This window comes from Bacillus sp. KICET-1, from assembly GCF_027721405.1.
GTDB classification, from domain to species: domain Bacteria; phylum Bacillota; class Bacilli; order Bacillales; family Bacillaceae; genus Bacillus; species Bacillus velezensis.
This window is the reverse complement of record NZ_CP113515.1, coordinates 1,100,049-1,126,729: the sequence shown is the minus strand read 5'-3', so window position 1 is coordinate 1,126,729 and position 26,681 is coordinate 1,100,049. Positions and strand designations below refer to the sequence as shown.

Here is a 26,681-nt window from a genome sequence, read left to right as displayed (position 1 = left end):
GAAGACGTGTTTGAGAAAATCAGCCAATTCCTTGTTCCGATCGCGGGCAAATTAAACAATAACCGCTATTTGCAAGTTTTACGGGATGCTTTTATGCTGGCGTTTCCGCTGACCATTTTCGGTTCGGTGTTCGTCGTGCTGACGAACCTGCCGTTTTTAAACAAAATCATGAGCAGCTCCGCCCTGTCTGTCTTTCAATCCGGATTTGGCGGCGCTTCGACGGCGACGATGGGGATTATGTCTATTTTTGTCGTCTTCGGGATCGGCTATTACCTTTCCAAAAGCTACGAAGTGGAGGCCGTATTCGGCGGAGCGATCGCATTGGTTTCTTTTCTGCTGCTCACCCCTTTCGTCTTAGAGCCGGAAACGGGCAAAGCGGTCGCAGGCGTCATTCCGGTTGACCGGCTTGGAGCAAAAGGAATGTTTCTCGGCATGATAACCGCGTTTTTGTCAGGTGAAATCTACAGAAGAATCGTCCAGAGAAACTTAACGATTAAGATGCCTGCCGGTGTTCCTCCGGCTGTTGCTAAATCGTTCGCCGCATTGATTCCGGCTTTTATCACGCTTACCGTCTTCCTCTTGATCAACGCGGCTGTCACCCAGATCTTTCACACCAATCTGCATGATGTCATTTATCATACGGTTCAAGCCCCGCTTGTCGGACTTGGAAGCGGCATCATTCCTACATTAATCGCTGTTTTCTTTATTCAGATTTTATGGTTTTTCGGACTTCACGGACAGATCATTATCAATTCCGTGATGGACCCGATTTGGAATACATTACAGGTCGAAAATTTGGCTGCGTATACAGCGGGAAAAGAGATTCCCCATATTATTTCTAAGCCGTTTATGGAGATTTACACCGTCGGAATGGGCGGAACCGGAATGACATTGGCCATAGTGATCGCCATCTTGCTTTTTATGAAAAGCAAACAGATGAAACAGATATCCAAACTCGGTCTCGCGCCGGGCATTTTCAACGTCAATGAGCCGGTTATTTTCGGTCTGCCGATCGTGATGAACCCGATCATTATCATTCCGTGGGTCATCGCGCCGATGGTTGTCACCCTTGTCACCTACCTGGCCATGTCGGCGGGGATCGTGCCCCCTCCTACCGGCGTGACCGTGCCTTGGACCGTCCCCCTATTCATTAACGGGATTATGGCGACCAATTCCGCCATGGGCGGCATTATGCAGCTGGTCAACCTCTGTATTGTGTTTGTCATCTGGTTCCCGTTTCTTAAAGCGCTGGACAAATTAAACATGGCAAAGGAAAAAGAAGCTGAGACCGAGCAGCATGCCCGGGATGACAGCATGAGTATGTAATCAAAATCGCAGTAAGGGAGAGAAATCAATTGACTGATTCAAATATTCAATATCGTTTTCCGAAAGGATTCTGGTGGGGGTCTTCCGCCTCCGCCACCCAAACAGAAGGCGCCGCCGACAGAGACGGAAAAAGCCAAAACATATGGGATTACTGGTATGAAAAAGAGCCGAGCCGTTTTTTTAACGGCGTCGGCCCCGGCGACACGTCACGTTTTTACGATCAATACAAGGAGGATATCCGGCTGATGAAAGAAATCGGCCACAACTCCTTCCGGCTGTCTATTTCCTGGTCAAGATTGATTCCGGACGGAACTGGCGAGGTCAATCAGAAAGCGGTCGCGTTTTATCAGGACGTCATCGATGAAATGCTTGCCCATCACATTGAGCCGTTTGTCAATTTGTTTCACTTTGACATGCCGCTCGCCCTTCAGCGTAAGGGGGGCTGGGTCAGCCGGAACACCGTTGACGCGTTTGAACATTACGCCAAAACATGCTTTTCGCTATTCGGTGACAAGGTGAAAAAATGGTTCACTCACAACGAGCCGATTGTGCCGATTGAAGGCGGCTACTTATACGACTTTCACTACCCGAATCACGTTAATTTTCAAGAAGCGGTGCAGGCCGGCTTCCATACCCTGCTGTCGAATGCAAGGGCTGTCAAAGCCTACAGAGAATTGAAACAGGACGGACAAATCGGAATCATTCTGAATCTGACGCCTTCTTATCCGAGAAGCTCACATCCTGAAGATCTGAAAGCGTCCCGGATTGCCGACGCCTTTTTCAACCGCTCATTTTTAGATCCCGCCGTAAGGGGCGAATTTCCTGAGGAGCTTGTCGAGATTCTCAAGGCGGAAGGCTTTCTGCCGCATTATGAGAAAGAAGATCTCCGCCTCATTCAGGAGCATACGGTTGACCTCTTAGGCGTGAACTACTACCAGCCGAGGCGCGTCAAGGCAAAAGAACATGTTCCGAATCCGCATGCCCCTTTCCTGCCCGAGCGTTTCTTCGATCCGTACGTCATGCCCGGCCGGAAAATGAACCCTCACCGCGGGTGGGAAATTTACGAAAAAGGAATCTACGACATTCTCACCAATCTCAGAGAACATTACGGAAATATCGAGTGTTTTATTTCTGAGAACGGCATGGGAGTAGAAGGCGAGGAACGCTTCCGCGATGAAAACGGCATCATTCAGGATGATTACAGGATTGAATTTATCCAGGAACATCTGAAATGGGTGCATCGGGCCATCGGAGAAGGTTCAAATGTAAAAGGCTATCACCTGTGGACTTTCATGGACAACTGGTCTTGGACAAACGCTTATAAAAACCGCTACGGCTTTGTATCTGTCAATCTGGAAAACGGGGGCGAACGGACCGTCAAAAAAAGCGGCCGCTGGTTCAAATCCGTTTCCGATCAAAACGGATTTTAGCAGATGAGGAGGGACGGCCATGCTTGGAGGTATTGAAGCCGGCGGCACGAAATTTGTCTGTGCCGCCGGACAAAGAGACGGCACCATTCTGGACAGAGCGGAGTTTCCGACGGGAGAACCGGATGACACACTCAGACAGGTCATCCGTTACTTTAAAGATTTCCCGATAGACGCCATCGGCATCGGGTCGTTCGGGCCGATTGATATCCGTCCTGACAGTCAAACATACGGGCGCATCACCGCGACTCCGAAGACAGCCTGGCGGAACTGCCCTATTCTTCAAACGATCAAAAGCGCTCTGGATATTCCCGCAGGCTTCACCACCGACGTTAATGCGGCGGCGCTCGGAGAAGCTTCTTTCGGCGCGGCCAAAAACGCGGACAGCTGCCTCTATTTGACGGTCGGCACTGGCATCGGAGCGGGCGCCATCATGAACGGCAGATTTGTTCAAGGGCTGTCTCATCCTGAAATGGGCCACATTTATGTCAGAAGACACCCGGACGACGGCTACAAAGGCAATTGTCCTTACCATACAGATTGCCTGGAAGGCCTCGCGGCAGGCCCCGCCATTGAGAAACGCTGGGGGAAAAAAGCATATCTGCTGGCGGATCAGCAGGAAGTGTGGGAGCTTGAGGGCTTTTATATTGCTGAAGCGCTTGTGCAGTATATTCTCATACTTTCGCCTGAAAAGATCATTCTCGGCGGGGGCGTCATGAAGCAGCATCAGCTGTTCTCTTCTATCCGTCAGCACGTGAAAAAGCGGCTGAATCAATATATTGATCTGCCCGACATTGAACACTTCATCGTTCCCCCTCAATTAGGGATTCACTCCGGCGCTGCCGGTTCGCTCGTATTGGCGGAGCGCGCATTAGAGACGGCAAACCGGGAGGCGGGAAAATGACGAAACTCTTATTTTTGGAACCGGTTTTTAAAGAAAGATTATGGGGCGGGACGAAGCTGCGCGATACATTCGGGTATGAGATTCCTTCTGAGCGGACGGGAGAGTGCTGGGCGATTTCAGCTCATCCGCACGGTACATCCATCGTGCGGAACGGGCCTTTTTCCGGAACATCATTACATCGTCTCTGGAATGAACACCCTGACCTGTTCGGACATCCGAAAGGAGACGCCTTTCCCCTGCTCACAAAAATTCTTGACGCAAATATGGACTTATCCGTACAGGTTCATCCGGATGACGCATATGCACATCGGCATGAAAACGGAGAACTCGGAAAAACGGAATGCTGGTACATATTGGACTGCAAAAAAGAGGCGGAGCTCATTTTAGGGCACCGCGCCCAAACGAGAGAAGACTTCGTTCGGCACATTGAACGAAACGAGTGGGATCACCTGCTCCGCCGCATCCCCATTAAGCCCGGCGACTTTTTCTATGTCCCGAGCGGCACACTGCACGCTTTATGTGAAGGTACGCTCGTTCTTGAAATCCAGCAAAGCTCTGATGCCACCTACCGGCTTTACGACTATGACCGGACGGATGGGAACGGGAATAAACGCGAGCTTCATCTTCAGAAAGCAATTGACGTAACAAGTATTCCGCATACCGATGAAAATGTAAAAAGCACAAAGCATCGGATCGGAAATGCTCTTATTACAACACTTGCCGAAACACCTTTCTTTTCAGTTTATCAATGGGATGTGAGCGGGAAAGCATCATTCCCCGCACCCGGCCGGTATTTACTCGCAAGCGTCATTAAAGGACGCGGAGAACTGGATGGATGCCCCATTCACAAAGGCGATCACTTTATCGTGCCGGCGGATTCCGGAAATTTTGTTATAGAAGGAGATTGTGAGGTTATCGTTTCACATCCTTCATCATCCTAAAAATCAGGAGGTCTTTTATATGCTCAAAAAGTTAGCAGTCTGCCTGTCTATCGTTTTATTACTCTTAGGAGCCGCCAGTCCGATATCGGCTCACACCGTTTATCCCGTAAACCCAAATGCCCAGCAGACGACAAAAGATATCATGAACTGGCTGGCGCACCTGCCCAACCGTTCAGAAAACAGGGTCATGTCCGGTACGTTCGGCGGGTACAGCGATGTCACTTTTTCAATGACAGAGGAAAACCGCTTGAAAAACGCGACGGGACAGTCTCCCGCCATCTACGGCTGTGACTATGGGAGAGGATGGCTGGAAACAGCGGATATCACCGATACTATCGATTACAGCTGCAACAGCAGCTTGATCTCATACTGGAAAAGCGGCGGCCTCCCTCAGGTCAGCCTGCATCTCGCAAATCCGGCTTTTCCATCCGGAAACTATAAAACGGCCATCTCAAACAGCCAGTACAAAAACATCCTGGACCCTTCAACTGTTGAAGGAAAACGGCTTGAGGCGCTGCTCAGCAAAATCGCCGACGGCCTTACTCAGCTGAAAAATCAAGGCGTCACCGTTCTGTTCAGGCCGCTTCACGAAATGAACGGCGAGTGGTTCTGGTGGGGGCTGACAGGCTACAACCAAAAAGACACGGAAAGAATCTCGCTGTACAAAGAGCTTTACAAGAAGATATACCGCTATATGACAGAGACAAGAGGATTGGATAACCTTTTGTGGGTGTATTCGCCGGATGCCAACAGAGACTTTAAAACAGACTTCTACCCAGGCTCATCTTATGTGGATATTACCGGTCTGGACGCTTACTTCACTGATCCGTATGCGATATCAGGCTATGATGAAATGCTGTCTCTGAAAAAACCGTTTGCCTTTGCCGAAACCGGTCCGTCCGGCAATATCGGAAGCTTTGATTATGCTGCTTTTATCAATGCGATCAGGCAAAAGTATCCCGAGACCACGTACTTTTTGACATGGGATGAACAATTAAGTCCGGCGGCTAATCAAGGCGCGCAAAGCCTTTATCAAAACAGCTGGACGCTGAACAAGGGCGAAATATGGAACGGCGGATCTTTGACGCCGATCGCGGAATAACCGCTTCTTTTGAAAATCGGTTTTAAAAAACGGCTCTGCTGGGCATATTGTTACCGTTCAAAAAGGAGGGTTCAACAATGGAAAATAACAAAAACAGCGAAGAAACGCTTTCCAGTAAGACGACCGGTAAAGGCGAGTCAGAAGACACGCTGACAAACCGGCAGGGCCATCCGGTCACTGACAACCAGAATGTCAGGACAGTCGGCAATAGAGGACCGACGACATTGGAGAATTATGATTTTTTGGAGAAAATCAGCCACTTTGACCGCGAACGGATTCCCGAGCGCGTCGTTCACGCGCGCGGCGCCGGCGCACACGGATACTTTGAGGCGTACGGAAGTTTTGGAGACGAGGAGATTTCTAAATACACAAGAGCGAAAGTGTTTCAAAAGAAAGGAACGAAAACTCCGGCGTTTGTGCGGTTTTCTACCGTCAACCACGGAAAGCATTCCCCGGAAACATTGCGTGATCCCCGGGGTTTTGCCGTTAAGCTTTATACCGAAGACGGCAACTGGGATCTGGTCGGCAACAACCTGAAAATCTTTTTTATCCGTGATCCGCTGAAGTTCCCGGATCTTGTGCACGCATTTCAGCCTGATCCCGTTACGAACATTCAGGACGGCGAGCGTATTTTCGACTTCATTTCCCAATCACCCGAAGCGACTCATATGATCACTTTCTTGTTTTCGCCTTGGGGCATCCCGGCCAACTACCGGCAGATGCAGGGCTCAGGCGTCCATGCCTACAAATGGGTCAATGAAGAAGGTAAAGCCGTGCTCGTCAAATATCACTTTGAACCGAAACAGGGCATCCGCAACCTGACACAGAAGGAAGCGGAAGAGATTCAGGGGAAAAACTTTAACCATGCGACACAGGATTTGTATGAAGCGATTGAAAAAGGCGATTACCCTGAATGGGAAGTGTATGCGCAAATCATGACTGATGATGAACACCCCGAGCTGGATTTTGATCCGCTTGATCCGACCAAGCTGTGGTATAAAGACGATTTCCCTTGGAAGCCGATCGGTAAATTGGTTCTGAACAAAAACCCGGAAAACTACCATGCTGAGGTGGAACAGGCCTCATTCGGAACGGGCGTGCTTGTGGACGGCCTTGATTTTTCAGATGACAAATTACTTCAGGGGCGGACATTCGCCTATTCAGATACCCAGCGGTACCGGGTCGGCGCAAATTACCTGCAGCTTCCGATCAACTCGCCGAAAAAGCATGTCGCCACCAACCAGGAAGGCGGGCAAATGCAGTATCGGGTCGATCGGGCAGAAGGACAAAACCCGCACGTCAACTATGAGCCGTCCATTATGGGAGGACTCAACGAAGCAAAGCAGGATGGGAAAGACCATACACCTCATGTCGAAGGCGATGTGAAGCGGGAAGCGATCGACCGGCCGAATCATTTCGGCCAAGCCGGAGAAACATACCGCAGATTTTCGGAATTTGAACGGAACGAATTGATCACAAACTTGGTCAATACGCTTTCTTCCTGCCGGAAAGACATTCAGGATCAAATGATTGAGAATTTCACAAAAGCAGATCCGGACTACGGAAAACGTGTTGCGGAAGGGCTGAAAAAGGTTTCCGAAAACAACAGCAACGGGCCGATCGGCACTACTGATACGGAACAGGCTGCAAAGCAGGCTGAACAGGAAAGCCATCCGTCTGATCCGTATTAAATAAAAAAACAGGACAATTGCGTCCTGTTTTTTTTGAGCTAATTCAGCTCCTGTATATTCTGCTCCGCCGCGGCCGCAAATACTTTCGGCTCCGGACGTTCAAGATCTTCATGGAATAGACTTACTTTGTGAATCTGCCGGTTGTCGTACAGATGAAAGTAGTAGTTCCCGCTGTCACAGCACATGACCGACGTATACTGCGTATAATCAATTTCATTCTCCTCTGTGATCACCGCGCCTTTTGGAATATTCACATTGGACAGCACGTGAAAAGCGGCCGTAACGCCATCCGTTTCATGAGCGGCAGGCTCTAAATGCTCTTTCAGATAAGCGGCTCTGATGAATCGGGATGGCGGCGTGTAATCACCGGGAAGCCCGATCGTTCCAGATCCTTGGCCGAAAGCGGTTAATGTCATTCCGCCCAATGTTTTGCTTTCTGACTGCTGCGGCCTGATTCCGATATAATGGCGCAGATTGGTCACATGCCAAGGAAATTCCGGACTGTTGGTCATCACTCCGGGTTTGTTGTCATATACTTTCATTCCCTCCGGTGTCGGCTCGATGACAATGCAGCCGCCCGTGCGGTCTGATAAAATCCAATGAAGAGGCAGCACCGTATCCAATAACATTAACTTCTTCTCTACAATCGTCAGCATTGAGAGCTTTTCCTTTATGTCTTCAAGAGATTCACAGTTTGATAAGGCCCAGGTGACAAACTCATGAGGAGCGATATGACAGGTGCCCTCCCGTTCCGCTTTCTCGTATCCCGCAAAGCCCGGAAAATACAGCGTCGCACACGACAGCCCCTTTTCATTTACGCCGTCGGCAAACAGAACATTGCCGAGATTTCTCCCCATGCCGATAAATGCGTATTTCGTCTTATGCATCCTGCCGTCAGCTTCGCTTTTCCAGCTGTACTGACGAGGGTAAAGCACGACGTCCGTACCGAGCTGAAATGCAAAATCCATCGTTCGCGCCAATAGGTGATTACCGTCTGTCGTTTTCAATGTAAGACTTGTACACATATCATCAATCCCCTTTTCATTAATGAAATTTACACAAAGTAAACTATTCTTTCAGCTTAACGAATAATGGTTCCATTCGTCAAAAGATTGACACATTTCTCCTTCATACATATTAGTCCGTAATCATATCCATGCCTTTTAAACCCTGGCAAATCGTTTTGGCGGCAGTGTTTGTACCGTTTTTCAAAAAAAACTTTGAACGGCTGTCAGCGAGGCTTTACAATGTTTTTCCTGCATGCTGGAATTTGTAAACGGCAGGTCAATCTGTTAAGCTATGTCTTTATGTTAAAGAAGAACATACGGAGGAGATTATCTATTGAAAGTAGAAAGGCGAACGATTGAACATATTCCGCATGACGAAAGACACGGAAAGGCTAAAGATTTATTCCCCGTCTGGTTCGGGGCTAATATGCATATTACGACGTTAGTCACAGGCACACTGCCCGTTACAATGGGACTCGATCTCTTTTGGAGTATCGCCGCCATTATAATCGGAACCTTTATCGGCGCAATCTTTATGGCGTCTCATTCCGCACAAGGACCTCAGCTCGGAATTCCGCAAATGATTCAAAGCCGCGCGCAATTCGGCGTGATCGGAGCGATTCTGCCCCTCTTTTTGGTCATGTTTATCTACCTGGGCTTCTTTGCGAGCAGTACGATTCTCGCAGCCGGTACACTGAGCAGCTTTGTCCCGATTCCGGCTTCATGGTGTATTATCGGCTTAAGCGCCATCTGTTTTTTACTCACGATCTACGGTCATGATCTGATTCACAAAATGCAGAAAATCCTCTCTTGGACCTCCTTTGCCGTTTTTTTTGCTGCAACAATTCTTATTTTTCAACTGCCGATTCCTTCAGGAAGCTGGGTGCCCGGCTCATTAGATCTGCCTGTTTTTCTAGTGGCGGTCAGCGCGGTGGCCACATGGCAGCTGGCATACGCGCCATATGTCGCAGATTATTCCCGTTATCTGCCGGTCAAAACACCGGCATCGCATACTTTTTGGTACAGCTATGCAGGTACGTCAGTCAGTTCCATCTGGATGATGCTTCTCGGCGCCATTTTGACGACGGCGCTCCCGGAATTTACCGCTAATGCGGGAAATGAGATTGTCCGATTGTTCGGTCCGTTTTCCTTTATTATGCTGATCATCGTCCTGTTCGGGCAAATGGCGATCAACGTCTTTAATTTATACGGAGCCTTTATGTCAACCACGACTACCTTGGAGCCGTTTTTAAAACTGAAGGTGACGCCGAAAACGAGAGTGGTAATGATCCTTTGTGTGACGGCAGCGGGTACTGTATTAAGTCTCTTGGGCCAAAGCAATTTCATGGAACTGTTTTTAAATTTCATCTTTTTCATCAGTTATTTCTTAATTCCATGGACGGCGATCAACCTCGTGGATTACTATTTTATCCGCCGCGGAAAATACCACGTCAAATCGATGTTTGACGTCAACGGGCAATACGGCAGGGTCAATTGGATTACAGCGGCCGCCTTCGTTTTGTCGATTATATTAGAAATCCCGTTCATCAATACCTCCTTTTACATCGGGCCGCTCGCTGAAATATTCGGCGGAGGCGACATTGCCTGGGTCATCGGCCTGGCCGTTCCGTCGCTGCTGTATTATGTCCTGATGAAATCAAGGTTAAAACAAAAAGAGGCGCCTTCCCTGTGAAGACGCCTTTTCTTTATTCATATTCCTTCCATACACGCGGCAGCAGTTCAGAAAGTTCGTGCGCCAATAAGGTATGGGCGGAGCGCTCTTTCGTCCATACTTCCGCACATTCGCCGTGAAGGCGGACGGCGTTCAATACGGCATGCTTCGGGTCTTGATGACAGCACAGCATGCCGAGAATCATTCCCGTCAGCGTGTCGCCGGTCCCGCCTTTTGCAAGCGCGCCGTTTCCGGTTGTATTCCTGCGGCATTCCCCGTCGGGAAAAGCGATAATGGTTTCGTTTCCTTTCAGGACAATCGTGACATGAAGCCGCTCCGCCCATTCCGCGGCATATTCCGCTCTGTTCTGCTGAATCTCTTGAATCGGAAGGCCTGTCATTCTGGAAAATTCGCCGGGATGAGGCGTCAAGATCACGGGAGCTTTCCTCTTTGAATAGGTTCTTTTCGTAATGGCGCCCGCGTCCAGTATGACGGGATAATCGCCAGAAAGCAGCTGATCAGCCGCCTGCTGCACTTCGTCTGTTTGGGGAAGGCCCGGCCCGATGGCAGCGGCCCGGACGGTTTCCCCGGGCTGGCCCGCCGCGGCTTTTTTCCAGCCGTCCCGCCAGTACGTGGCTTCCGGCAGCACCGGGACGATAAGCGGAATGACGCCTGCCGATGTACCGATGACGAGCTTGCCGACACCGCTTCTCATCGCACCCAATCCGGCCAGAAGGGCGGCTCCCGGCATGTCATCGCTCCCGGCCAGCAATAACGCCGTCCCGAACGTTCCTTTATGGCTGTCCGCCTCCCGTTTCGGCAGCGTATCTTTCACATCCTGTTCCGTCCAATCCATTATATTCATCTCTGTACCTCCTCTTCTGTCTCCTATTTATATTCCAAACAAGAAGAGATTTTAAACCGCACAAAAAAACAGCCGCTCGTTTGCGGCTGTTTATGTTCTGATCGGAACATCAAGACGGTAAAGCTTCCGGTACCTTTCGTTTTCTGCAAGCAGCTCTTGATGGGTTCCTTCCATTTCTGCTTTTCCATTTTCTAAAAAGACGATTTTATCAGCTGTTTCCACACCCGCTAAATGGTGTGTAATCCAGAGGATCGTTTTCTCTTTAAAAACATCAAAAATCGTATCAAGCAATTCACGTTCAGTGACCGCATCAAGGCCGACCGTCGGTTCATCAAGGATAATGACCGGCGTGTCTTGGAGCAGAATACGGGCAAGCGCGATCCGCTGCCGTTCCCCGCCTGAGAAACGAATCCCCGTCTCCTGCACGGACGTTTCATATCCGTCAGGCAGTGATTCAATATAATCATGCAGCTTCACTTGCCGCGCCGCACGCTTAACATCTTCATCACTCGCCTTACCGTTTCCGAGCCGGATATTGTTCATAATGCTCGTGTTAAAGAGATGAGGTTTCTGATTCAAAACGGCCACCGCTGAGGAAATCTGCTCCTGCACGGCCGCAGTTTCCAGCCCGTTCAGCATCACCTTGCCCGAATCGGGAACTAAGGCGCCTTCAATTAAAGCGAGAGAGGTCGACTTACCGGAGCCGCTCCTGCCGAGCAGCGCCATTTTTTCCCCCTGGCGGAGAGTGAAGGAAAAACGGTCAAGCACATGACTGTGCTGATCATAAGAAAACGTCACGTTATCAAATGTAAGTGTCACATCAGATACATCCAGTTTCTCATCGGTCTGCTTCACCTCATGACTTCGCAGCTCCGGAGCCGCCTTACTCATTCTTTTGATGGAATCCTGATAAGAAGGCACTTCCGTCAGCGCATCCGAAAGGGGCAGAAACGCCTCCGTCAATGGAAATACGACAAGCACAAAGGCCGCGATCATCGTGTTGGCGATGCTGCCGTCCGCATACTGACCCGCCGTCCAGAACAGCATGATCAATATGAAGCCGCCGACGAGGCATTGCGCGGCGAGATCACGCCATCTCGTAAACCGCTGACGTTTGCTTTCAAGGTCAAACCATGCCTTCTCTTTCTCTTCATAAGAGGAAATAAAGGCCGCCTGTCGTCCCGAGAACATCCAGTCGCTCACGCCGAGCACGGCATCTGTCAGCCGGCTGTAGAGCGTATTCCGGCCGCTTTTCAGCCTCATGTTTTTCGCTCTCGTCACAAGAAGCGACACAACCGGAAACAATACAACCAATATAAACAGGTAAATCGCCGCAAAAGCGGCAAACGGCCAGGAAAAAAAGCCGAGTCCGATAACGGAGGCCGCATACAGCAGCAAAGCGGAAACCGCCGGGAAAATCGTTTTTAAAAACGCATCCTGCAAATGCTCAATATCCTCAGCCAAAATGCCGAGCATGTCGCCCGTCCGAAAACGGGATGAAAGCATGAGCGAGGCCGGCTCCAGCATATTGTAAAGCCGCACCCTCATGTCGGACACGATTTTCAAAATGATATGGTGCCCCGTCAGACGCTCGGCGTACCGTGAGACTGAACGGGCAATCCCGAAGGTGCGCACGGCCACAATCGGAACGTACACCAGCAGGATATTCTCAGGCCTTGTCGCCGACTTAGAGATTAAAAAACCGGAAGTGAACATGAGAAAGGCCGCCGAAAAAATCGTCACCGCGCCTAAAAAAATCACAAGAACAAACAAACGGGCATTTTGCTTTATATACGGCAGAATCCATTCTTCTTTTCTCATGTTCTTTCCCCCAGTTGCGCCTTTACAAGTTTGGCGTATACGCCTTGTTTCGCCATCAATTCGTCGTGGGTGCCGATTTCCGCCACCGCGCCGTCATCAAGCACGATAATTTCGTCCATCTCAAGCATCCAGTGAAGACGGTGAGTGGCCAGAAAAACAAGTTTGTTTTCAAACAGGTCTTTCATCGTTTCTTTTATTTCATATTCTGTTTCAATATCAAGGTGAGCGGTCGGCTCATCCAAAAGGAGAATCGGCCGGTTTCCTAAAAAGGCTCTGGCCAGCGCGACACGCTGAGCCTGTCCTCCGCTGAGCGGCCGTCCGCCCTCGCCGATCCGGCCGTCAAGACCGCCGGGCAGATCACGAATCAGTTCGGAAAGACCCGCCGAAGCAGCGGCCTGCGCCGTTTCCTCATGCGAAGCATCAGGATGATAAAACCGGATATTATTCAAAAGCGTGTCATCAAAAATGTACGGATGCTGCGGAATATAAAGCAGCTGCTTCTGCCAGCCGTCCGACTGCAGATGCGAGCGGGATTCACCGTTTACCTTGATCTCACCGGACGCAGGCTCTAAAAAGCCGCCCAGCACATCAATGAGTGTCGATTTTCCCGCACCGCTTTCCCCGATAATCCCGATTTTTTTCTTCCCTTTAAAGGACAGATGAAATTCAGACATCGATTCTCGGACGGACAAACGCGTAAGCTGTAATTCATCCCCGTCAGTCCACGTATCAAGTTCGAGCGGCTTTTCTTCTTTAAAACCGGGCTGCGCCAAAATCGTTTGAATGGTTTTCCCCGCCTCCTGCCCGTTTAACGTCGCGTGGTAATCATTTCCCACTTCGCGGACCGGGAGAAAATATTCAGGCGCGAGAATGAGCGCGGTCAGTGCCGGCCCGAGCAGAATTTGTCCGTCTATCAGCCGCAAGCCGAGAAACACCGCCACTGTCGCCACCGACAGCATCGTAAAGAAATCCAGGGCGAATGATGATAAAAACGCGACCCGGAGCGTGCTCATCGTCGCCTTGCGGTATCTCTCACTGACATGAAAGATGTTTTTGCTGTGTGATTTGCTTAATCCTAAAAACCGCAATGTCTCCAGTCCGCGAAGCGAATCCACGAAATGATTGGAAAGCGTCTGATAGGACTTCCATTGGCGATCGGCTTTTTTCTGTGCGACAAGTCCGAGCAGAATCATAAATACAATCAAAATCGGAAGCGCAAGAATCAGAATCAATGCCGATGTTTTATCCTGAAAAAACACGTAAATAACAACGGCCGCCGGTACAATCGCCATGCTGACCATTTTCGGCAGAAACAGCTCTAAATAACGGCGGAACTGGCTGATGCCTTCCATCGCCAGCGTCACCATCCGGCCTGTTCCCTCTTTTTTCGCAAAGCGGGGGCCGAGACGGAACAATTGCTCAAGAAATCTTTTTCTTAAGTCTGCGCCGGTTTGTGCGGCATATTGGTACACGATTTTCTGCCGGACCGCTGTTACCGCATGCCGGACCAAAAACGCAAGCAGGAAAAAGCCGATAACCGGATAAAGAGAAGCAATCCGCTTCCCGTTAAATAATCCGGTTACCGCCTGGCTCAGCCATTCCGCCTGCAAGATGATGGCGGCCGTTTGTATAATCGTTAATCCCGTAATGATCGCAAGAATCCGCTTCATTCCTTTATAAAGAAACAGGTCTTTTCCCATTAATAAGTCATAGGCTCCTTATGGCTGACGCGTTTCCGGAAGACATAATAGCTCCAGATCTGACTGCCGATAACAAACGGCAGCAGAGTCAGTGCGACAATTGTCATGACCTTAAGTGAATAATCACCGGAAGACGCGTTAGCTACTGTTAAGTCATACGCGCTTTTCAGCGAGCTGACCATGACGCGCGGGAACAGAGAGATAAAAATCATCGCAACTGTCAAAGCAAGACCCGCGCCGGTCATACCGAATGCCCAGCCGTCTTTTTTCTTGCTCATGAACACAACAGCAAGAACGTTGCAGATGACAATCAGCACGAATACCGGAATCGTGATGTTTGCCCGGCGTGTAAACATATCCGTATCGTATGCAGACATCGCAAAGAAAGCAAGTACAACAAGAAAGATAACACCGATTACGCGTTTTGCCATTTTTCTCGCACGCTCTTGTAAATCACCGATCGTGCGCAGTGCGACAAACATTAAACCGTGCAGGAATGAAAGAAGGGTGACGGCTGCTCCGCCAAGGACGGAATACACGTTCACAATATCTGAGAAACCCGCATGCATATTCATATGGCCGTCAATCGGCATGCCGCGGAACAAGCTTGTGAAGATAAGTCCGAATACAAACGGCGGGATAAGGCTGCCGAAGAAAATCACCCAGTCCCATGTTTTGACCCATTTTAAATGATTCACTTTTCCGCGGAATTCAAACGCCACCCCGCGGCCCATTAAAGCAAGAAGGATGATGATAAACGGAATATAATATCCGCTCAGCATCGTCGCATACCAGTTCGGGAATGCCGCGAAGATCGCTCCCGTACCTGTCAGCAGCCATACCTCATTCGCATCCCAGAACGGGCCGATGGTGTTAATCAGCACTCTGCGTTCTAATTCATTATGGCCAAGAAATCGGGTCGAAATGCCGACACCGAAATCAAAACCTTCTAAAAAGAAAAATCCGACAAACAAAACTGAAACGAGTACAAACCAAAGATCATGAAGTGACCCCATGGTAGACCTCCTGACTGAACGGATCCGTTGATACAGGAACATCCTTGTGATCATCATGGTCCGCACCTTTTTTAATTTCACGAACGAATAGGAAGACAAGCAGCGCGCCTAAAATCAAGTACATGACGCCGAAACCGATAATTGAAAACAGCAGAGATCCCGTCGTTACGTTAGGCGAAACGGATTGTGCGGTTGTCATTTGCCCCATAACCGTCCACGGCTGGCGGCCGATTTCAGTCATAATCCATCCGGCAGAGTTCGCAATGAACGGGAATGCGATCAGTGCGATCATGCCCCGTAAATACCACTTGCTCGTATGAAGCTTTTTGCGGCGGTTCAGAATAAAGCCTGCAATCGCGGCAAAAATCATAAGCGCACCCGCTCCCGCCATAATGCGGAAACTCCAGAACGTCGTTTTAACAGGCGGGATATAGTCGCCTTTTCCGTACGTTTTTTCGTATTCTTTTTGAAGTGTTTTCATCCCTTTCACACTGCCGCTGAACTTCTGGTAAGCCAAGTAGCTCAGTGCGTAAGGAATTGAAATTTCTGATGTGTTTTTTTCTTTATTCGTATCAATATTCGCAAAAGCCGTCCACGCGGCAGGATCACCGCTGTCATCCCAAAGCGCTTCACTGGCAGCCATTTTCATCGGCTGCGATTCCATTAAATGCTCAGCCTGCATATGTCCGCTGAACGCAACACCGATACCGGCGATCAGACCGACAATCATCGAAAGCTTGAAAGATTTATGGAAGAAAGGCACTTCTTTTTTCTTCAATAATTTAAATGCGCTGACACCGGCGATAAAGAAAGCACCCGTCGCAAGCGCTCCGAAAATGACGTGAGGGAATTCAACCCAAAGCTGAGGGTTTGTCAAAAGCGCTCCGAAGTCATTCATTTCCGCGCGGCCGTTTTTAATCGTAAAGCCGACCGGCTCCTGCATGAATGAGTTTGCCGTCAAAATCCAGAAAGATGACATAATCGTTCCGAAGGACACAAGCCAAATGCAAAGCAAATGCACTTTTTTAGATAAACGGTCCCAGCCGAAAATCCATAATCCGATAAAAATAGACTCCATAAAAAACGCCAAAAGCGCTTCAACCGCAAGCGGAGCTCCAAATACGTCTCCGACAAAACGGGAATAATCAGACCAGTTCAGACCGAACTGGAATTCCTGAAGAATCCCTGTGACGACGCCGACAGCGAAGTTAATTAAAAAGAGATGCCCCCAAAATTTAGCCATTTTGAGATAGGTCTCTTGTTTTTTGACAACATAAAGCGTCTCCATCAAAGCAACCATAAACACAAGCCCGATAGACAAAGGCACAAACAAGAAGTGAAACAATGTTGTAGATGCAAATTGAATGCGGGCTAATACCAACTCACTCATGATGTTTTTCCTCCAATCTGGTAAATTGCTCAACATTTCACAAACATAACGAGATCATTGCTCGGTATTTCACAAAAAATGATATATTTGCTCAATGTTTCACAAATTCGTCAAAACTATTGAAATATCAGCCTGTACACCCTGGGGGACAGCGGCTGTCATAGAAATGATTCAATATCATTACTTTACAACGATTCAGCCTAAAAAAAAAGATCAATATACCTAAAATCAGGCTGAAATTGTGACCGATTATTGTCGGATTTGTAGAGATTTTATGTCAGCGACTAGGATATTTGTCCCTTTGATATCGTACCTCTTTTTTATTCGTGTGGCGAACAAAATGCTTTTCTCGGTGAAAAAGCCCGCCAAATCGCCATTTTGAGAAAGAAAATGTGAAGAAAGCATGTCCTCTAGTAAATTCATAATATATCAACAATTTAAATTCTTTAGTATACTTTAAATGGGGATATTTTTTCACTACATAACGACTGGGGGAACAAGCATGGGAGAACTTCAACCAAAATTGCAAACGGATTCAATCCAAAAACAGGAACGGACTGATAACTGGTTTGCCAGAGCAATGAATATAAGAATCGGCATTATTCCTCTTCCTATCTATATCCTGCTTTTCTTGCTTATTACGGTGTTTGTCATGAGCCGTGATGTAAAAAGCGACATTCTGACATCAATTGCCGTCATGAGTTTTTTCGGATTTACCTTCGGCCAGATCGGAAAATCCATTCCGATCGTGCGGTCCATCGGCGGCCCTGCGATTCTCGCAACCTTTATTCCATCCGCTGTCGTCTACTACCACCTGCTTCCGAAAGACATTATTACTTCAACAACAGAATTCACAGAAAGCTCCAACTTTCTCTATCTATTTATTGCCGGTATCGTCGTCGGCAGTATTCTCGGGATGAAAAGAGAGACGCTCGTCAAAGCTTTCGTTAAGATTTTTATTCCGCTGATCGCCGGGTCTATCGCGGCCGCCATCGTCGGCTTATGCGTCGGGACGCTGCTCGGGCTCGGCTTTCAGCACACGCTGCTTTATATCGTCGTTCCGATTATGGCGGGGGGTGTCGGTGAAGGCGCGATTCCTTTATCCATCGGCTACTCCGATATTATGCCGATGTCCCAGGGAGACGCCTTTGCGCTTGTGCTGCCGTCCATCATGCTCGGCAGCCTGTGCGCCATTATGTTATCGGGTTTGCTGAATGTCATCGGGAAACGCAAACCGGAATGGACGGGCAACGGGAAGGTTGATAAGTCTGATCATTCCGCTCCCGCATTGGAACAGCCGGCCGATGATAAAACGTTTGATTTGTCCTTTTTCGCTTCGGGCGGTATTTTAGCGGTTTCCCTTTATTTGGTCGGCATGCTGGCGCATGATTTCTTTCAGCTTCCGGCTCCAGTCGTGATGCTCGTCCTTGCCGTTCTCATTAAGCTGTTCAGGCTGGCGCCGGCTTCGATTGAAAACGGAGCCTTCGGCGTCTCGCGCTTTTTCTCGACAGCCGTGACCTATCCGCTCTTATTTGCGATCGGCGTTTCAATGACACCGTGGGACAAACTGATTGCGGCGTTTACGATCAGCAACATCATTACCATTTTATCAATCGTCGTCACGATGATGGCCGTCGGTTTTCTGACCGGAAAATGGCTGAATCTGTACCCGATTGAGACGGCGGTTATTAATGCCTGCCATTCCGGCCAGGGCGGCACCGGCGACGTCGCGATCTTGAGCGCCGCTGAACGGCTTGAGCTTATGCCGTTCGCCCAAGTGTCGACCAGAATCGGCGGAGCGATTACCGTGAGCGTCACCCTTCTGCTGCTTCATCAATTCTATTAAACTGAAAAAAAGCCTCCGCATGATGCGGAGGCTCTGTTATTTCATCACATTTTGAATATAAGAGCCGAATGCCGCGCCGGACATGCCCGGCGACACACGGACGCGGTGAAGCCCGTAAAGCCCCTGATCTCTAGACGCCGCTCCCGGCTCTGTCGTGACCGCCATACGGTAGCCTGACGAGGCGGCGGCTTTTAATGTTTCTTTATTATATCGTCCGACAGGGTAGCTGATCATAGTCGTCCGCTGCCCGAACATTTGATCAAATAAACGCTTAGAGTCCTTCATTTCACGTCGCTGCTGCTGCGGTGTGAGCCCGTTCAATTCGAGATGGTTCATCGTATGGCTCTGAATGGAAATGCCGTGGGCGGCCATCTCCTTCATCTGCTTCTCAGTCAGATGATTCTTATGCCCGATAAAGTTTCCGATCATAAAGATTGTCGCTTTCATCTTGTATTTCTTTAAAATGGGATAGGCTGCTTTCACATTGTCTGTATAGCCGTCATCAAATGTGATCAGAACACATTTTTCACGCGGCTCCTTATCCTCCGTCAGCATCAGATAGGCCTCTTCAGGAGTCATCGTATAATAGCCGTGATCATGAAGCCACTTCATATGCTGCCGGAATTCTTCCTTCGGCACACGCAGGCTGTTTCCCTCTGAAATGCTGTGATACATCAGAATCGGCAGTCTCGCCGTTCCTTTCGTTTGAACCCAGGCGGACGTATCCGGCTCTTTTTTGATTTGCCGCTTTACGGACTTTTTTTCGCTGTGCGCTTCTGCCTTCGGAATGCTTTGTTCGGCGCTTGCCTCATGACCCGAGCAGGCGGCAAGCGTAAACACGGCAGCCAAAAGGCACATGCACATGATCATGCGTTTCATCGTTTTCCTGCTTTCTGTCTTCTATTTACTTTTTATATCGGTTATGCGTCATAAATTGTTACATCAAAAAAGCCGGACATCCAGCTGTCCGGCTTTGCGTTATGAGCGGATTCTGATTTCTGTTTCACTGTCAAAAAAGTGAGCCTTATTCATGTCGAAAGCGACGGTCAATTCCTCACCGGCACGAATGTCATGGCGGGCGTCAATCCGGGCGATAAAATCCTGATCCCCGATCCGGGAATAAACCATAATTTCTGACCCGAGCAATTCCGCGACATTGATTTTAGCTGTGATGGATGAATTCTTATAAGATTCTACCACAATCAGCTCGTCATGTATGTCTTCCGGGCGGATGCCGAAGATGATATCTTTGCCGGCATACCCTTTTTCCCGGAGCATTTTCATTTTCCCTTCCGGCACGCTGAGAGCGGCTGAACCGATCTGAATGGCGCCGTCCGTCAGCTTTCCTTTGAAAAAGTTCATCGCCGGGGAGCCGATAAACCCGCCGACAAATACGTTTTCGGGATGTTCATACACTTCTTTCGGGGTGCCGATCTGCTGAATTTTTCCGTCCTTCATGACTACGATGCGTGTCGCCATCGTCAGTGCTTCTGTTTGGTCGTGCGTCACATAGATTGTGGTTGTTTGCAGCCTTTGGTGGAGCTTAATAATTTCTGCCCGCATCTGCACCCGAAGCTTTGCGTCCAGATTTGACAGCGGCTCATCCATTAAAAACACTTTGGCGTCCCTGACAATCGCCCGCCCTAATGCAACCCGCTGCCGCTGCCCGCCGGAGAGCGCCTTCGGTTTGCGGTGCAGATACTCTGTGAGCCCCAGCATTTTCGCCGCTTCTTCGACCCGTTTTTTAATCTCCGGTTTCGGCATTTTCCTCAGCTTCAGACCGAAAGCGATATTATCATAGACCGTCATGTGCGGATATAACGCATAGTTTTGAAACACCATGGCGATATCCCTGTCTTTAGGAGCGATGTCATTCACTCTCGTGTCACCGATATAGAAATCGCCCTTCGTAATGTCTTCCAGCCCGGCTACCATCCGCAAAGTTGTCGACTTGCCGCAACCCGACGGACCGACAAACACGATAAACTCTTTATCTTTAATATGAAGGTTAAAATCATCGACAGCCGCTTCTTTTTGATCGTAATACTTATAAATATGCTCCAGCCGAAGTTCCGCCATATATATCCCCCTCTATTTGTAAACGCTTTCTTAAATAGGATTGTAACAGCGTCAGACGGCGGCGGATATAGGCAATGTTCATAAAAAAAGTCCGCTGCCTTCGTGCACATTTCCCATTTAATGTGATTTTTCATACTGCAGACAAATGAAATAAGCCAGCAGGGCGCCCCGATATGTCTTAATATCAATACCTGAGCGTTCCGCAAATTTATCAATCCGATATTGAAGACTGTTGCGGTGCAAATGCAGTTTTTTCGATGTGAGCGACATGTTCGAGTTATGTTCAATAAAAGTCTGAATCGTATGCTTCAGCTCCGGTTCTTTCTGAAACAGCAGCGCCGCTTCTTCGTGAAGCAAGGCTGAGAGCTTTTCTCTGCTTTCCTCCGTGAGCATGGCCGGAAATACCGTTTCCGCGGTCAGCGTGCTCAGCTGCGGGAGATGACGCCGGCCGATCTGACAATATTGCTGTTCTCTCTGATAATGAAGGCGCAGACGTTCCCCCTTGCAGTAATACCTTCCGATGAAAAAACGGACACTGAAATAAAAATCGCCTTCGAGAATCTTCACAAAAGATGCGATGTCATCCGAATCTGGCGCTTCCAGCTTTTCTTCCTCCACAATCACGCCATGATCCCTCCCCGTCCGGACAACTGTATATGAAACCGGCCAGAAATGGCGCAGCGCTTCCGTATATGCCCCCCAGTCCCGTTCTCCCAATAAGTCATAATGGATAAAACGGACACGCGGCTCCTTGACATCAGGCACCGGACCTTCTTCCAGCAGAAAACGCCGCCACCTCTTTGCTGCCGCCGTCTCCGGAAAAAAAACGCCTTTTTCTTCAGCGGGCGTCAAAAATGATTCCAGAAGCAGTTTCTCCTTCGGGGCAATATCCTCCTTCGGAATGGCGACATAGACCCGCCTTTTCTCATCATAAAAGCAAAAGACATCCTCCGCCGTACAGCACGTATCAGACAACACAGCCCTCGGGTAAATTGCCAATAACGGGTTCATATGCGCTCCTTTCTATCGCTCTATCATATTTTCAGTATAAAACGTCCGGCCGATTGTATCCACTTCGTTTTAAGAAACAGCTTTCAGGCTATTTCCCGGGAAACGAATCATAACCGCTTCTGCCGGCATAAGAAAAAAAACCTCCGCGCCGGCAGAGGGATCCTTTTTATTTAGAGATATCGACGAAGCCTTCACCAAAGACGTCACGCACATCATGAACAATGACAAACGCTTTTGTATCACAGCTTTTAATGATTTTTTTGAGCATGGAAAGCTCTTGTTTCTGGATGACGATATATAAAATTTCCTTCGACTGCCCCGTGTAATTTCCTTTACCCGACAGCAGCGTAACCCCTCTGTCCATCAGCGTGTTGACCTGTTCGGCGATTTCGTGCTTATGCTCAGATATAATCGTCACCGCTTTTTTCGTATTCAGGCCTTCAATGATAAAGTCCATCACCTTCGTTCCGATGTACAGCATGACAATGGTAAACATCATTTTTTCCGCACCGATGATGAAATAAGAACTGAAGACGACAATCAGATCAAAGAACAAAAGCGCATAGCTGATGTTCCAATCGAGATATTTGTTCGCAATCCTCGCCAAAATGGCAGAACCCGCAGTCGTGCCTCCGACTCGAATAATGATCCCGATTCCGACACCGGCAAACACACCCGCAAAAATAGTATTAATAATGAGTTCATGTGAAGGCGAGTGCCAATCATGCGTCAGATGCAGAAACAGTGAGTTGGCAACAACGGTAATGATCGTATAAAGCGTTGTTTTTCCGTCTAAAAATTTATATCCGATCATCAATAAAATCCCGTTCAAAATGATATTCGTCACCCCGGGCGACCATTCAAACACATAGTACAAGATCAGGGTGATTCCTGTTACCCCGCCCTCTCCAAGATCATTCGGAATGGCGAATAAATTAACGGCCAAAGCAAAGATAAAAGCTCCAATAATCAGCATCAGCACATCCAGCAATCTCTTTTTCATCCCAGACACTCCTTTTTTATAAAATCAAAAAAGCCCGGGAGAGCACTCTTCATCAAAAGAGCAGAAACTCCCGGGCTTTTATCCCAACGTGTCACAGCAGGAACCTGCTGTGTGTTTTCTCTCGGTCCAGACCAATTCAGCATTGCGGAACCCTAGAAAACCACTGTTTTTTATGTTCAGTTTTTGTATATCTTTCAAGATTATACGGGAAATCACGAACATGTTCAACCACTCTTTTTTCAATAAATCTATAAAAAATCCGAACGATCTGCCGATACTAAAAAAGACCCTTAAAATACATGACTAAAAAACCATTAAAATACTTTTTTCTCAAAATATTATTGACTATAGGTTATTTTACAGGCATTATAGTATGTAGTTTTTAAGAAATAGTTTACATAGGAGGAAATATTATGGCAGGCAACCTGGTGTCTTGTAAGGCATGCGGCAAAGAAATCGCTAAAGGCGTTAAAAAATGCCCAAACTGCGGTAAAGATCAGAGAAACTTTTTTATGAGACATAAAATTATCACATTGCTTCTGGCAGTAGTGGTTATTATCATTCTCGTAAACATCGGCGGCGGAGGCGGATCTTCATCATCTAAAACCGCGTCTTCAAAAGCTGCGGAATCCAAGGAAAAACTGTATAACATCGGTGACACTGTTAAGACTGAGAAAACTGAAGTTACTGTTACCAAAGTGGAAAAAAGAGATTCAGTAGGCTCTCAATTTGTCGAGAAAAAAGCGTCTGACGGCGGCGTTATCGTAGCTGTTCAATACACAGTTAAAAATGTTTCAAACAAGCCGTTAAGCTCTTTCTCCATTCCAAGAGCGAAATTAGTAGATTCTAAAGGAACATCCTATGATTCAGATATTGATGCTTCTTCAAGCTATGCAACAGAAACAAAAGTAGACAACAGTAAAATTTTAAGTGACTTGAACCCGAACATTAAAGTTACTGACGTAAAAGCTTTTGAAGTTGATAAAAACGCATACTCTAAAGGCACTTGGAAATTAAAGTTCAGCAACGATGTTGAAGTGAAAATTAAATAATGACCGTAATAAAAGAGACCTTCACCATTTGAAGGTCTCTTTCTTTTTACACCTTTTGGTACCCGTTCACATTGGAGGACTGCCACTTCCAAGAGTCGGCGCACATTTCTTCAAGCCCGCGCTTTGCTTCCCAGCCTAATTCAGCCTTCGCTTTTGCCGGGTCTGCGAAGCATGCGGCGATGTCTCCCGGGCGCCGGTCGGCAAAACGGTACGGCACTTCTTTTCCCGATACTTTTTCAAACGCCTTGACCATCTCCAGAACGCTGTAGCCTCTTCCCGTGCCGAGATTATAGGCGTCGGCGCCCGTTGTGTTCAGCACCTTTTCGAGCGCTCTGACATGGCCCTCGGCAAGGTCAACGACATGGATGTAATCCCGCACGCCGGTGCCATCCTTTGTCGGATAATCATTGCCGAACACCTGCAATCGCTCAAGCTTGCCGACAGCGACTTGTGCGACGTACGGCATTAAATTATTCGGGATGCCGTTCGGGTCTTCTCCGATCCGGCCGCTCGGGTGCGCGCCGAACGGATTAAAGTAGCGGAGCAGCGCAATGCTCCATTCAGAGTCCGCATTATGCAGATCGCGTAAAATCTGTTCCAGCATCAGCTTTGTCTGCCCGTAAGGATTGGTGGCGCTTAAAGGAAAATCCTCAGTGATCGGCGTTGTTTCCGGAACGCCGTAAACCGTCGCTGAAGAACTGAAGACGATTTTTTTCACACCGTGTGCCTGCATGGCTTCACATAAAATAAACGTTCCCGTCAGATTATTATGATAATAACGGAGCGGAACAGCCACAGACTCACCGACGGCTTTTAATCCCGCAAAATGAATGACGGCTTCAATCTCATTTTCAGCAAACACCCGGTGAACGGCGTCACGGTCAAGGAGATCCGCTTCATAAAACACAAGCCCTTTTCCGGTAATGTCTTTCACACGCTCCAATGCTTCCGGTGAACTGTTTGACAGATTATCCAGAACCACGATGTCATAGCCGCCGTTTAACAGCTCGACACATGTGTGGCTGCCGATATAACCCGCTCCGCCTGTCACTAAAATCGCCATGAAGAAAGCCTCCCCTATTGAATGAATTGACCATATTATATCGGTTTTTTCTTCCTCAATCATCCATTTCCAAAAAGTTTAATCGTTTAGTCATCGTTTCTTCATAATTTATTTTCATTCGCGTAAAAAACAGAGCCCTCGATTCAAACGGGTTGTGAAATAGAAATCCCTCCCCCGCGCATGGTAAGATAAGACAAAGGAGATGACGGTATGAAAAATGAAATCATTGAACGCTTTACCTCTTACGTAAAAGTCAATACACAGTCTGACGAAAACAATGAAAACTGCCCTTCAACCCCCGGCCAGCTGACATTGGCCAACATGCTGGCAGATGAATTAAAGTCGATCGGCATGACAGACATCACAGTCGATGACAATGGGTACGTCATGGCGACTCTGCCGGCGAATACGGATAAAGACGTGCCGACTGTCGGTTTTCTGGCTCACGTGGACACCGCGACCGATTTTACCGGAAAAAATGTGAATCCTCAGATTATTGAGAGCTACGACGGACATGATATCGTTTTGAATGACAAACTCAATGTCGTTCTGTCGCCTGAGCAATTCCCGGAGCTTTCCCGCTATAAAGGCCAGACGCTGATTACAACAGACGGCACGACGCTGCTCGGAGCCGACAACAAAGCGGGCATTGCCGAAATCATGACGGCAATGGCGTACTTGATCAAACATCCGGACATCAAACACGGAACGATCCGGGTCGCGTTCACGCCCGATGAAGAAATCGGCAGAGGCCCTCACAAATTCGATGTCGGCCGCTTCAACGCCGCATTCGCCTACACGATAGACGGAGGCCCCCTCGGCGAACTGCAATATGAAAGCTTTAACGCAGCCGCCGCAAAGCTTACTTGTTACGGAAAAAGCGTCCACCCGGGGACGGCGAAAAACAAAATGATCAACGCTTCAAAAATCGCGATGGAATTTCATCACGCACTGCCGAAAGAAGAAGCGCCGGAATATACGGAAGGGTATGAAGGCTTCTATCATTTACTTTCCATGAACGGAGACGTTTCTGAAGCCGCCCTGTCGTACATCATCAGAGACTTTGACAGAGACCGCTTTGCAGAACGAAAAGAATATATGCAGAAAACCGCCGATGCGCTGGCGGCTAAATACGGCAAGGAAAGCATCAAGCTTGAACTGCGTGATCAATATTACAACATGAGAGAAAAAATCGAACCGGTCAAAGAGATAGTCGATGTCGCCTATCAGGCCATGAAAAACCTCGACATCGAACCGATTATCGAACCGATCCGGGGCGGAACCGACGGCTCACAGCTCTCTTACATGGGACTGCCGACACCGAACGTTTTCACGGGCGGCCAAAACTTCCACGGAAAATATGAATACATTTCCGTCGATCATATGGAAAAGGCGGTAAACGTCATTGTTGAAATCGCCAGGCTCTTTGAAGAGCGCGCTTAAAACCAAAGCCCCCTGCTTTGGTTTTTTTCTTTCACATGAAACCTTTCCTTCTTTCTTTCCGTATATAAGGTATGAAATGGAAAGAAGGAGTGAAGACTATGGCAAGAGGGACTGTAGCGAAAGAATTGAAAAAAACCTTAAAAGACCCGCGTGTTCTGGAGACGAAATCAAATCCTTTTAAAAAACTGCGGAAAATGTTCAAACGATTTTTTTAAGATAACATCTCGTTTTCGTTAAAAAAATAAAGAAAGCGCTGTCAACTCGCAGTCATCTGTTAGAAGCAGTTATTTTGCATATCATACGGTTTTTTAGGGTACTGAAT

At 48.3% G+C, this 26,681-nt stretch carries 21 protein-coding genes and 1 riboswitch; of the genes, 10 read left to right on the top strand and 11 right to left on the bottom strand.

What is annotated here, in order from left to right; translation table 11 throughout:
* Positions 1-6 precede the first annotated feature (6 nt).
* The 6 genes from celB (at position 7) to katX (ending at position 7,391) form a co-directional block, all read left to right on the top strand.
* Complete coding sequence (gene celB, locus OVA33_RS05740) at positions 7-1,326, top strand: PTS cellobiose transporter subunit IIC (protein WP_128974145.1); 1,320 nt, start codon at positions 7-9, stop codon at positions 1,324-1,326.
* Positions 1,327-1,355: 29 nt separating this feature from the next.
* Positions 1,356-2,756, top strand: coding sequence for a glycoside hydrolase family 1 protein (locus OVA33_RS05735; RefSeq protein WP_065180327.1), 1,401 nt, complete (start codon positions 1,356-1,358; stop codon positions 2,754-2,756).
* A 19-nt stretch (positions 2,757-2,775) separates the two neighbouring features.
* Positions 2,776-3,657 (top strand): ROK family protein, encoded by an 882-nt coding sequence (locus OVA33_RS05730; protein ID WP_110085296.1) that lies wholly within the window; start codon positions 2,776-2,778, stop codon positions 3,655-3,657.
* Positions 3,654-4,598, top strand: coding sequence for a mannose-6-phosphate isomerase, class I (manA, locus tag OVA33_RS05725; RefSeq protein ID WP_017418618.1), 945 nt, complete (start codon positions 3,654-3,656; stop codon positions 4,596-4,598). The genes OVA33_RS05730 and manA overlap by 4 nt, the downstream gene beginning before the upstream one ends.
* 19 nt (positions 4,599-4,617) lie before the next feature.
* The gene (locus OVA33_RS05720; RefSeq protein WP_128974146.1) at positions 4,618-5,700 is read left to right on the top strand and encodes a glycosyl hydrolase; all 1,083 of its coding nucleotides are present in this window, start codon (positions 4,618-4,620) and stop codon (positions 5,698-5,700) included.
* Positions 5,701-5,777: 77 nt separating this feature from the next.
* Positions 5,778-7,391 (top strand): catalase KatX, encoded by a 1,614-nt coding sequence (gene katX, locus OVA33_RS05715; RefSeq protein WP_063636539.1) that lies wholly within the window; start codon positions 5,778-5,780, stop codon positions 7,389-7,391.
* Between the two features lie 38 nt (positions 7,392-7,429).
* On the opposite strand, the gene OVA33_RS05710 is transcribed toward katX, so the two are convergent.
* Positions 7,430-8,416, bottom strand: coding sequence for a choloylglycine hydrolase family protein (locus OVA33_RS05710; RefSeq protein ID WP_014419228.1), 987 nt, complete (start codon positions 8,414-8,416; stop codon positions 7,430-7,432).
* A 316-nt stretch (positions 8,417-8,732) separates the two neighbouring features.
* Here OVA33_RS05710 and OVA33_RS05705 point away from each other — a divergent pair, with 316 nt between their 5' ends.
* Entirely contained in the window at positions 8,733-10,091 is a 1,359-nt protein-coding gene (locus OVA33_RS05705) for a purine-cytosine permease family protein (protein ID WP_014306090.1), read from the top strand.
* A 13-nt stretch (positions 10,092-10,104) separates the two neighbouring features.
* On the opposite strand, the gene OVA33_RS05700 is transcribed toward OVA33_RS05705, so the two are convergent.
* From OVA33_RS05700 to OVA33_RS05680, 5 genes are all read right to left on the bottom strand, one after another.
* Positions 10,105-10,935 (bottom strand): NAD(P)H-hydrate dehydratase, encoded by an 831-nt coding sequence (locus OVA33_RS05700; protein WP_025650056.1) that lies wholly within the window; start codon positions 10,933-10,935, stop codon positions 10,105-10,107.
* Between the two features lie 90 nt (positions 10,936-11,025).
* Positions 11,026-12,756, bottom strand: coding sequence for a thiol reductant ABC exporter subunit CydC (gene cydC / locus OVA33_RS05695; protein ID WP_025650055.1), 1,731 nt, complete (start codon positions 12,754-12,756; stop codon positions 11,026-11,028).
* Entirely contained in the window at positions 12,753-14,456 is a 1,704-nt protein-coding gene (gene cydD, locus OVA33_RS05690; protein WP_128974147.1) for a thiol reductant ABC exporter subunit CydD, read from the bottom strand. The genes cydC and cydD overlap by 4 nt, the downstream gene beginning before the upstream one ends.
* The gene (cydB, locus tag OVA33_RS05685; RefSeq protein WP_017418603.1) at positions 14,456-15,472 is read right to left on the bottom strand and encodes a cytochrome d ubiquinol oxidase subunit II; all 1,017 of its coding nucleotides are present in this window, start codon (positions 15,470-15,472) and stop codon (positions 14,456-14,458) included. Before cydB ends, cydD begins: the two co-directional genes overlap by 1 nt.
* Complete coding sequence (locus OVA33_RS05680; RefSeq protein ID WP_063636540.1) at positions 15,456-16,862, bottom strand: cytochrome ubiquinol oxidase subunit I; 1,407 nt, start codon at positions 16,860-16,862, stop codon at positions 15,456-15,458. Before OVA33_RS05680 ends, cydB begins: the two co-directional genes overlap by 17 nt.
* Before the next feature lie 502 nt (positions 16,863-17,364).
* On the opposite strand from OVA33_RS05680, the gene OVA33_RS05675 reads away from it, so the two are divergent.
* A complete protein-coding gene (locus OVA33_RS05675) occupies positions 17,365-18,708 on the top strand; it encodes a citrate/malate transporter CimH (protein ID WP_014306094.1) in 1,344 nt (447 codons plus the stop codon).
* A gap of 36 nt (positions 18,709-18,744) precedes the next feature.
* Here the strand turns inward: OVA33_RS05675 and OVA33_RS05670 are convergent, their stop codons facing one another.
* The 4 genes from OVA33_RS05670 to OVA33_RS05655 form a co-directional block, all read right to left on the bottom strand.
* Positions 18,745-19,587 carry a polysaccharide deacetylase family protein gene (locus OVA33_RS05670; protein WP_003150825.1) on the bottom strand — a complete coding sequence of 281 codons (843 nt, stop codon included), beginning with the start codon at positions 19,585-19,587 and terminating at the stop codon, positions 18,745-18,747.
* Positions 19,588-19,686: 99 nt separating this feature from the next.
* Entirely contained in the window at positions 19,687-20,787 is a 1,101-nt protein-coding gene (locus OVA33_RS05665; protein WP_014306096.1) for an ABC transporter ATP-binding protein, read from the bottom strand.
* 117 nt (positions 20,788-20,904) lie between these two features.
* Complete coding sequence (locus OVA33_RS05660; RefSeq protein WP_025650052.1) at positions 20,905-21,798, bottom strand: PucR family transcriptional regulator; 894 nt, start codon at positions 21,796-21,798, stop codon at positions 20,905-20,907.
* Between the two features lie 166 nt (positions 21,799-21,964).
* The gene (locus tag OVA33_RS05655; protein ID WP_101562553.1) at positions 21,965-22,801 is read right to left on the bottom strand and encodes a YitT family protein; all 837 of its coding nucleotides are present in this window, start codon (positions 22,799-22,801) and stop codon (positions 21,965-21,967) included.
* 65 nt (positions 22,802-22,866) lie between these two features.
* Positions 22,867-22,968: riboswitch (guanidine-I (ykkC/yxkD leader) on the bottom strand.
* A 345-nt stretch (positions 22,969-23,313) separates the two neighbouring features.
* Between OVA33_RS05655 and OVA33_RS05650 the strand changes: the two genes are divergently transcribed.
* Entirely contained in the window at positions 23,314-23,853 is a 540-nt protein-coding gene (locus OVA33_RS05650; RefSeq protein WP_119834765.1) for a DUF4352 domain-containing protein, read from the top strand.
* A gap of 46 nt (positions 23,854-23,899) precedes the next feature.
* Here the strand turns inward: OVA33_RS05650 and galE are convergent, their stop codons facing one another.
* Positions 23,900-24,916 carry a UDP-glucose 4-epimerase GalE gene (galE, locus tag OVA33_RS05645; RefSeq protein ID WP_065180333.1) on the bottom strand — a complete coding sequence of 339 codons (1,017 nt, stop codon included), beginning with the start codon at positions 24,914-24,916 and terminating at the stop codon, positions 23,900-23,902.
* A 210-nt stretch (positions 24,917-25,126) separates the two neighbouring features.
* Between galE and pepT the strand changes: the two genes are divergently transcribed.
* The gene (pepT, locus tag OVA33_RS05640) at positions 25,127-26,359 is read left to right on the top strand and encodes a peptidase T (RefSeq protein WP_128974148.1); all 1,233 of its coding nucleotides are present in this window, start codon (positions 25,127-25,129) and stop codon (positions 26,357-26,359) included.
* The last annotated feature ends 322 nt before the right edge of the window (positions 26,360-26,681 follow it).